Annotated in this window: 10 protein-coding genes; 5 read left to right on the plus strand and 5 right to left on the minus strand. The window is 47.4% G+C overall.

Translation table 11 applies throughout. The features are described from left to right. From VIM87_RS09550 to VIM87_RS09560, 3 genes are all read right to left on the minus strand, one after another. Nucleotides 1–243 (minus strand): hypothetical protein (locus VIM87_RS09550; protein WP_331996768.1); only part of this gene is annotated, 243 nt, incomplete at its 3' end. Nucleotides 244–600: 357 nt separating this feature from the next. Further along, nucleotides 601–993, minus strand: coding sequence for a DoxX family protein (locus VIM87_RS09555; RefSeq protein WP_331996769.1), 393 nt, complete (start codon nucleotides 991–993; stop codon nucleotides 601–603). Between the two features lie 11 nt (nucleotides 994–1004). Continuing rightward, nucleotides 1005–1748, minus strand: coding sequence for an SDR family oxidoreductase (locus VIM87_RS09560; RefSeq protein WP_331996770.1), 744 nt, complete (start codon nucleotides 1746–1748; stop codon nucleotides 1005–1007). Nucleotides 1749–1844: 96 nt separating this feature from the next. On the opposite strand from VIM87_RS09560, the gene VIM87_RS09565 reads away from it, so the two are divergent. Both VIM87_RS09565 and VIM87_RS09570 read left to right on the plus strand, forming a co-directional pair. Further along, on the plus strand, nucleotides 1845–2189 hold the full coding sequence (locus tag VIM87_RS09565; RefSeq protein ID WP_331996771.1) for a helix-turn-helix domain-containing protein: 345 nt from the start codon (nucleotides 1845–1847) through the stop codon (nucleotides 2187–2189). A gap of 76 nt (nucleotides 2190–2265) precedes the next feature. Continuing rightward, on the plus strand, nucleotides 2266–2715 hold the full coding sequence (locus tag VIM87_RS09570; protein WP_331996772.1) for a ribonuclease H: 450 nt from the start codon (nucleotides 2266–2268) through the stop codon (nucleotides 2713–2715). Here the strand turns inward: VIM87_RS09570 and VIM87_RS09575 are convergent, their stop codons facing one another. Both VIM87_RS09575 and VIM87_RS09580 read right to left on the minus strand, forming a co-directional pair. Continuing rightward, entirely contained in the window at nucleotides 2716–3213 is a 498-nt protein-coding gene (locus VIM87_RS09575) for a hypothetical protein (RefSeq protein WP_331996773.1), read from the minus strand. It lies immediately after the preceding gene. 21 nt (nucleotides 3214–3234) lie between these two features. After that, nucleotides 3235–3873 carry an NAD(P)H-binding protein gene (locus VIM87_RS09580; protein WP_331996774.1) on the minus strand — a complete coding sequence of 213 codons (639 nt, stop codon included), beginning with the start codon at nucleotides 3871–3873 and terminating at the stop codon, nucleotides 3235–3237. A 621-nt stretch (nucleotides 3874–4494) separates the two neighbouring features. On the opposite strand from VIM87_RS09580, the gene VIM87_RS09585 reads away from it, so the two are divergent. From VIM87_RS09585 to VIM87_RS09595, 3 genes are all read left to right on the plus strand, one after another. Continuing rightward, complete coding sequence (locus tag VIM87_RS09585) at nucleotides 4495–7263, plus strand: gliding motility-associated C-terminal domain-containing protein (protein WP_331996775.1); 2769 nt, start codon at nucleotides 4495–4497, stop codon at nucleotides 7261–7263. A gap of 449 nt (nucleotides 7264–7712) precedes the next feature. Then, nucleotides 7713–8948: an aspartate aminotransferase family protein gene (locus VIM87_RS09590; protein WP_331996776.1), complete on the plus strand. Its 1236-nt coding sequence runs from the start codon at nucleotides 7713–7715 to the stop codon at nucleotides 8946–8948. An 11-nt stretch (nucleotides 8949–8959) separates the two neighbouring features. Then, nucleotides 8960–9223 (plus strand): alcohol dehydrogenase catalytic domain-containing protein (locus tag VIM87_RS09595; protein ID WP_331996777.1); only part of this gene is annotated, 264 nt, incomplete at its 3' end.

Consider the following 9223-nt stretch of genomic DNA (forward strand, 5'->3'; position numbering starts at 1 on the left):
TACCCAGGCGCTGTTCTGGCAACGGCCGGTATAAGGTATCACCTCGGAGATCCCGCTGCTTACATCCGTAAGCCGGTAAGTATAAGTGTTGCCATTTTGTTTTACTGTTAACACCTTACCATACCGGTAGTCCAGTATCAGGCTGCTGTCCGGCGATGCATATACAGGTGTGAGTGAAAAGTTCTGGGCATAAGCGCTCATCTCCACCAGGAGAAGTAGCAAAAAGGGGTAAATTTTTCGCATAGTTGTTATTTGAGAGTTGATCGAATGCTCACTTATTGGTTGCAAACATTACCGTGTCTTCAGATCAGGGGCTGTATTAGCATAGGAAAGCCTTGCGTATCTCTTGATTATGGATTGATGGTTATTGTGTAAGTAAGATAACAATTTCCTGTTTACATAGGAAGTGTTCATGATTAACAAAGCATAAATTATTTCAGCTGCCCGGTTTGCTGATGTGATCCGGAATAAGATAGCTGCTCCATTCACCTGGAGCAGCCATTATCCTTTAAAGGTATTTTTTAACTGTTGTTCCAATAAGCGTTACTGATCCCATTAATTGCTCATTTGGTAAGTCAGCATTGTCCATTAATTTAATATTTACAGTATGGTATTATTCATTGCCTTCCTGTTAAATAATCTTTGCATTAATTCCGGGAAACGTAACACTGCTGCTATCCAAACAAAAGCCTCAATTGCTATTGGAAATACAATATTCTGCTGATGTTGCAAATGAGTAGCGATAGCACCGCCTAAATAGGACGATAATAATAATGTTCCCAGCAGCCCGGTTCTTGGATATAAGAACAGTAAAACCGATAAGATCTCAATTACGCCCAGCAGGGAATAGGTTGCTGCAGAAAGTCCGAACGATGCTCCCATCTGTAAGGCATGCGCGCTTCCGGTAATTTTATCAAATGCTGATGCAGCAAGCATCAGGCCTATCAATCCGCTTAGGATCCAGCCAACGGTATTTTTTGTTTTAAATGTCATACTTCAAATTTTTAAACAGCCAGGCCGCCATCAATGAAAAATTCTGCACCGGTAATGAAGGAAGAGGTGCTGTCGTCCGCCAGGTAAGCAACCATCTTTGCTACGTCTTCGGCTGTGCCGATCTTTGCCAGCGGCATTTGCGCCAATATATTTTCTGTCATACCTTTTAAGGTAGCTTCATCAAAGCCGAATTTGCCGATCATTTCAGTCTGCGTAGGACCGGGATTTACTGTGTTAACCCTAATTTTTCTCGGGGCCAGCTCTTTAGCTGCTATTTTGGCCAGGTGCCCAACGGCCGACTTACCAGCTGCATATACTGAGCTGCCAGGCATGGTCATGGCCGTGCTGTTCGAAGTCAGGAAGATAACCGAAGCGCCATCACTCAGCAGCGGAATAAACTGCTGCAGGGTGAAAAAACTGCCTTTGAAGTTAATGTCTGTCATCGCATCAAACTGTTCTTCGGTAGTATATTCAATGGGTGAAAAAAAGGCTACACCTGCATTGATAAACAGTACATCTACCTTGCCACTTATATTCTTTACTTCGCCGGCCAGCTTTTTTATGTCCCGAAGGTTTGCCTGGTCAGCCAATTTTCCGGTTACCTCCAGCTCCTGGGCGGCTTTATGCAATGCATCTTCCCGTTTTCCGGTTATAACTACCGTGGCTCCCTGCGATTTAAATTCTTTCGCGGTTGCATAGCCAATACCACTATTCCCGCCTGTAATTACAACTACCTTGTCTTTAAATTTTTCCATGTGATCATAATTTTAAGTGCCGTACAAAGTTGATAGATTATAGGGTATATTTGTAACCAGTTACAAAGTAGTAAGTAGTTACAAACAGGATAGTACATGAAAGACAATTTAGATGTAGCGTGTGAAAACGTACATTCTTTTATTCAGGATACGTTGTACGTTGTTAATGGAAAATGGAAGCTGGTTATCCTTTCAATATTGGTAAATAATGGAACCAAACGCTTTGGGGAGCTGTCCAGGGAATCAGGAATCTCTCCGCGGATCTTATCGAAGGAATTACATGAGCTTGAATTGAATCAGCTGGTAAGCCGGAGGGTTTGCGATACAAAACCTGTTACGGTTGAATATTCTTCAACGGAGTATGCTGAAACGCTTAAAGAAGTGATTGGCGCCATGATCCGCTGGGGCCAGAACCACCGGAAAAAGATCAAAGGACAATAGAAGAGCTGATCGGTGCGGGTTATAAGTTTGCCATATTTCTTTATCATTTTCTCAGAGTGCGGATCTTTACAACGTTATGATAAATAGTACGGATATATACACAGATGGCAGCTGTAACACGCAAAACGGGCTGGGCGCATGGGTTGCCATCATATTGTCGGGGGAAGAAAAGACTGTTCTATCCGGCAAGGTGCCGGATACCACACATAACAGAATGGAACTTTACGCGGTCATAGCGGGGATCAGTTATGCGGCAAAAACGTTCAAATCACTACGTATTTACTCAGACAGCCAGTATGTAACCGGCTTGATGGAACGAAGGGAGAAATTGATGGCTGCGGATTTTATCACCGGCAAAGGAACGGAAATGAGGAATGCAGATCTCGTAAAGGAATTCTATGCGTTGAGCAGGCACACCGAATTAACATTCATTAAAGTGAAAGCCCATCAAAAGAAAGGCGTTGACGTTAATGTCAATATTGAAGCAGATAAATTAGTGAGGAAGATCATGCGTGAAGGGATCTGATCATTTATTATTACAGATCACACAACCAGCGTAGTGCTTGTACACCCTATGCTCGTCACATTTATCATACCGGTTTATTATACCGTCAAAATCAAATATTGGAATTTCATTTTCCATGTCTATATGCTCAATCTTGAAATCATGGATCATCTGTCTAAACTCCGCTAAGGTCTCAAAGATCATTTCCGCCGGAGTATAGCTTAACAGCTCCCAGTTTGCCTTTTCCGCTGCCAGATCAATCACCTTAAGAATAAATTGTTGCTGCTCATAAAAATTTTCTTTGTTCCAGATCATTTCACTAATGTCAAACCCCTCAAATCCCATCCCCAATATCATCCAGTCACGTTGGCTAAACCAGATCATGAGGTCTTGCTGATATTTTTCTGATGCAATGTCTGAACCCGCTAAACAAATTGTTTCAATAAAAACGGAGGTCAATCCATTACTCATAAGAATTGCGCTGTCGTTTATTTTTTCGTTTGTAATGATATTTCCCATGTGCTGAAATTACTGCCTGCATTAAACCTCAAAAACTTTATTCAATTCTATAACGTGCTTTCCGGTTCCGAAAACTTTGGGCGCCTTCGCCAGCTTCTCCGCAAGTATTGATGTAGGCAGCGGCCGGAATTTCCTGATCAGTCCAAAGCCATTCAGGAAGTTTAAAACGCCTGCCATTAAACGCTCCCCGGCCCGGTCAGAACCTTTCCGTAACAACAAGCCGGGCCTGAAAATAATGTACTGATCAAATGCAAGGCTGTCAATACCCTCTTCCAGCTTACCCTTTATCTGCGAATAAAAAAGCTTACTGTTAGCCGCAGCGCCATAAGCAGACAATAAAACGACCCGGGAAACGCCGTTTGCCCGCGCAAGCTCAGCAAACTTCAGCGGGATCTCATAGTCGATATGCAGCTGTTTATCCTTGGAGCCGGCTGTTTTCAGGGTAGTTCCCAGGCAGGAGAACCAAACATCCCCTTTGATAGATCCGGCTATTGCTTCCAGTTTATCAAAATCAGTCAGGATCTCTGTTAATTTAGGATGACTTATTGCACCAGCACGGCGTACGAATATTACCACCTCCGTATAGGCCGGATCGTTCAACAATACATTCACCAGGTCTTTTCCGGTAGCGCCTGTAGCTCCGATGATCAAAGCTTTCATATTTATATAGGGTTTATATTTTCAAATTCAAAAACCGGCTAACCGGGTCCTAAATTAGCCGTTTTTGTTTGATGCTACAAAGCTCAGAAGTAAATGAAAGGAGTACCTGACACAAATGCGTCAAAAAATAAGGATGGGCTAATTGCTGCTGCCGGACGGGTTTTTCATTTAGGCTTGTTGAACGAATTTTCCTATATTTACCAAGCCTGTAATTGCCAACAAAACACAGGGTATATTTAAAATGATTCCACGCTAAGATGGATAGCAGCAAGGTCATGATCAGCACCCCATCAGGAATAAAAGTCCGGTCTAGAGTTAAAATGTCCACGTATTTCTTTCCCTGTACCTTTCGGTAATCGCATGATACCTTATAACGCTACGGCTTAAACGTTGTGACCTCAAAGCATCGGGAATCATTGTATATATCAACAGGCGGTAAACATAGCGACAGGGCAATGGGTTTTGCTCCTTTATTCACAAGAGAATGGCTACACAAAAATGTTTGTAAAGCAAAAGTGTATTGCATGGCTGGTGGGGGTACTGTTTTGTAATGTACTTAAAGCCCAGTTGCCTGTACCGGTTCATGCGCCCTGTGGCGCACCTGCTACTATTTCAGGAGTTGTGAATACTTATTATCCGGGATTGAACGATCTGAATACCGGTGGCCGTACTATTAACTTAGGCCCTGCTACCGGCAATGCAACGCCCCTGGTGGCAGGCGATCGCGTGTTAATTATACAAATGCAGGATGCCACTATCAATACCACCAACACACCGGCCTATGGCGGAAACGGAACAGGAGGTAACGGCCTCATAGATCCCGGCTACAGCGGACTGTTTGAATTTGGCCAGGTCAGAAGCTTTGCCGGAGGCGTGCTAATCCTGCGGGATCCATTGCAGCACAGCTACCGGGCAGTAAGCGGCATACCCAACCGCAAATCTGCTTACCAGGTGGTGCGGGTACCGGCATACCAGAACGTTACTTTAGGAGGAACGGTTGCGGCCGCCGCCTGGGATGGCTCAAGCGGCGGCATCGTAGCATTTCACGCCTGGCAGATCTTAAACATGAACGGCTATGAAATTACCGCTACAGGGCTAGGGTTCAGGCCCGGCAAGATCAACTCCGCCGGCGGCTTATACAATATCCAGGATTTCGTAAGTAATACCTATGGCAGCTACGGAGAAAAAGGTGAAGGTGTTGCCGGCACACCCAACGGCACCTGGGCCGCCACCGCAGGAGGGTATGAGAACGGCAGCTTTGGAAGAGGCGCGCCCGCCAATGCAGGCGGAGGCGGCAATGCACACAACTCGGGAGGCGGAGGCGGCGCTAATTTTGGTGATGGCGGAAAAGGAGGATACCAGTACTCCGGCCCCCAGGATGTGGGCGGGCGTGGAGGCAAAGGAATAAAAACAGGCTTACCTGGCCATATTATCATGGGTGGCGGCGGTGGCGGCGGTCATCAGAATAACAATGCTGCCGAAGGCGGAGAACATGGTGGTGGCATTATTATGATCACTGCCAGCGCTATCCTTGGCACAGGCATTATTAGTGCCGATGGCCTGAGCGCAGGCCCCTCAACAGATGATGGCGCAGGCGGCGGCGGCGCTGGTGGCAGCATTGTGCTGTCCTACACCGGTACTTTGGACGCCGGCATCACGTTAACAGCCAGGGGAGGAGCCGGTGGCAACGAGACCTTCCTGGCCCGCCATGGCTCCGGCGGCGGTGGCGGTGGAGGGGTGATCATAACCAGTACGCCTGCTGCAGCCGATGTTTCCGGGGGATTAAGAGGGCTCTCAAACGGAACGGAGTGGGGAACGGTAGACGGAGAACCGGGAACCACGCAGGATCTGGACCTTTCACCCCTGCAGCCTACAAGCACCCTGATACCATTACTGCAGGTAAAGGATACCACCTTTTGCGCACCAGCCACCATAGACATAACCGGCAACAATGTTATTACTGACCGGGATCAGGGCCCCGAATTTTTACTAAGCTTTTGGACAGATATCCTTACCACCATTCCGGTACCCACGCCACAGGCAATCAGTCAAAGCGGCACCTACTACATAAAGCTCACCAATACCAATACCAAATGCGAAGTGGTGGCGCCGGTACAGATCACGGTTCATTCACAACCCTCGTTAATATTGGCTGCAACATCGCCATCCTGCATGGGAAGCGGCAATGGAAGCATTACACCCACTCCCGGTAATGGCACAGGGCCCTATGAATACAGCAGTGACGGAGGACTTAGCTGGAACAGCGCTATTCCAAATAATCTGCCTGCCGGCGCTTACAGTATTATTACAAGAGATAGCTATGGATGTATTTCCCAACCCGCATCCGCTACCCTTACTGATCCGCCTTTGCTGGTGCTCAGCGAAGTAACAAACGCCCATACAGATATCAACTGCTATGGTAACCGCAACGGGCAGCTACAGGTCAATGCTGCAGGAGGTAGTAACGGTTACGTGTATACTATTACATCGCCGGCAACAGGCGCTGTCACCAACAACACCGGCTTGTTCACCGGCCTGCCTGCAGGTATTTACAGCTCCACGGTAAGGGATAGCCATGGCTGCATTTCCCAGCCCGTATCTATAACGCTAACCGAGCCGCCCTTACTGGTGCTCAGCGAAGTAGCAAGCGCCCATGCAGATGTAAGCTGCCATGGCAACAGGAGCGGGCAGCTGCAGCTTACGGCTACAGGCGGTGCTAACGGTTACGTGTATACTATTTCTTCGGCAGCAACAGGCGATATCACCAATAACTCCGGCTTGTTCACCGGCCTGCCTGCTGGCGTTTATGCAGTTAGGGTAGCAGATGCAGCGCAATGCAGTCAAAGTACGGAGCTTACTATCCTGGAGCCACCACAGCTGAATGCAGCGCTTTTATCCAAAACAGATATTGAATGCGGCACACCGCTCAAAGGACGCATTGCGCTCACGGCAAACGGCGGCGTAGCGCCGTACCTGTTCGGGATAGGGAATGACGGTTGGCAGCCGGACAGTGTATTCACCGGGCTGGAGGCCGGCTCTTATACGCTGACAGTAAGAGACGATAACAATTGCCTCTCCGAACCGCTGCTAACCCAGATCTTCGCAGATGAAGGCTGCGACATCATTTTTCCTACTGCATTCACACCGAACGGAGATGGACGGAACGACCTGTTCCGGCCGAAAAACTATGGACATATCAGCAATTACCAGCTAAGCATTTACAACAGGTGGGGAGCAACCATTTTTCAGAGTAATGATCCCGCAGTAGGATGGGATGGTCATTTTAAAGGCGTATTAGCAGACACTGGCACCTTTGTGTGGGTGGCTACTTTTATGAACAAGGGAGGAGAGAAAAAAACGCTAAAGGGCACGGTTACACTGGTGAAATAATCCTGACGGTTGATCAGATGCGCTATGGTGTTGATTTTTAACGCATGAATAATTTCCTGTAACTAACGGTTACGAATATATGCAAATTGGCCACCATTATATATAATATATAATACCGTATTTTTTCAAAACAAAAAAAATAAATTATCCGGAATGCATTTTACTTTGTGTTTGTATTTAACCCGTTCACAAATTCTACGTATTTTAAAAATTATGTATGGCCTTATCTTTATGTAACCGTTAAACCACATCCAACTAATTTCAGATTCAAAGGCGAGCAAGACCACGAAAGACCCTGGCAGAAGTGTGCACTGTACACCCGCTGCAATGAGCTATTGTACCCTTCTCCCACATGACACACATGTTCTGATGAGCAGGTAGCATTGCCCGTCATGCACATGCCATGCCTTTATCACATGCATTTTTAACACCCTCAAAAAACTTTATCCATGTCCATCAATGTTCAATTCACAAAAGGGAGTGGCATCCGCCTTTACACGCCCGAAAAGGAAGAGTATCTTGATGCCGTATCCGGCACATTTAACCTGGCCCTTGGTTACAGCTATCCCGAGCTGGTAGATGCGCTGAAAAACCAGGTGGAAGAGCTGATCCACGTATCGTCCTCTTTCACCGGCCAGCTGGCGCAGGAGGTATTAGACAGCATCCTGGAGCATGCGCCGGAACATATTACCGACGGCTGGATGCGGGATATCATCGGTTCCACAGCCAATGAAGGCGCCGTAAAAATTGCCAACAAATACAACGGCAAAAATGAAGTGATCAGCCTTTCGCTGTCCCATCACGGGCAAACCTTGTTTGCCACCAGCATTTCCGGTAATGCCTTCCGCCGCAGGTCATTTTCCAATACCCTGGTTACGCAGAATGGTATTGTGCCGGCGCCTTACTGCTACCGCTGTCCGTATTCCGCAAAGGGCGCGCCGGCCTGCGGCTACCTCTGTGCAGAAGCGATCTATGATCATGCGCAGTATGCCAGCAACGGCAACGTATCCTGCATGATCATGGAGCCCATCCTGGGTAATGGCGGCAACATTATTCCGCCGGAAGGTTATTTTGAACGCATCCGTAAGATCTGCGATGAGCTGGACATTGTGCTCATAGCAGATGAGGTGCAAACCGGTATTGGCAGAACAGGCTACATGTTTGCCAGTGAGCATTATGATATACAGCCCGATATTATTACGCTGGCTAAAGGCCTGGGCGGTATTGGCATACCGGCGGCTGCTATTATTTACCGCTCTGAGTTTGCCGTGCTTGAAAAGTTTGAGCATTCCTATACCTCCGGCGGCAACCTGCTTTCGCTCACCGCATCGCAGAAAACAATGGAGGTAGTATCAAGGGAAGGCTTCCTGGAAAACGTACGCGAAAATGGCAAAGTGCTTGGCAGCCTGCTGTTGCAGCTGAAAGAAAAATACGGCCATGTTGTTGGCGACGTACGCGGTATTGGCTACATGTGGGGTATGGAGATCGTTGACCGCGAGGGCGCGCCGGATGTAAAGCTTACCAACCATATCATTGATACGGCGCTGGAAGAACATAACCTTATACTCCGCGGCTCCCGCTACGGCTTTGGAAATGTTGTAAAGGTACGGCCTGCGCTCACCGCTACCCTCGACGATATAACCGAGATCTGCGCACGACTTGATAAAATATTCAGCCAGCTCTAAAACCAAACATCATGAAAGCCATCGTATATAACAATCCCTGGGATATTTGCATAGAAGAAAAAGAGGAACCTGCGATTATGTTACCGGATGAGGTGATCGTAGAAGTGCGCGCCACCGGTATTTGCGGCACAGACCTCAGCATTATTTCCGGTGAATACCTGGCGCGCCCCCGGGTTATTATCGGGCATGAATCTGCAGGTGTGATCGTAGATAAGGGCAGCAGTGTTGATAATTGCAACATTGGCGACCGCGTGATCATTGACCCCACCTATTAC

This window comes from Chitinophaga sp. (genome assembly GCF_036569125.1).
Taxonomy (GTDB): domain Bacteria; phylum Bacteroidota; class Bacteroidia; order Chitinophagales; family Chitinophagaceae; genus Chitinophaga.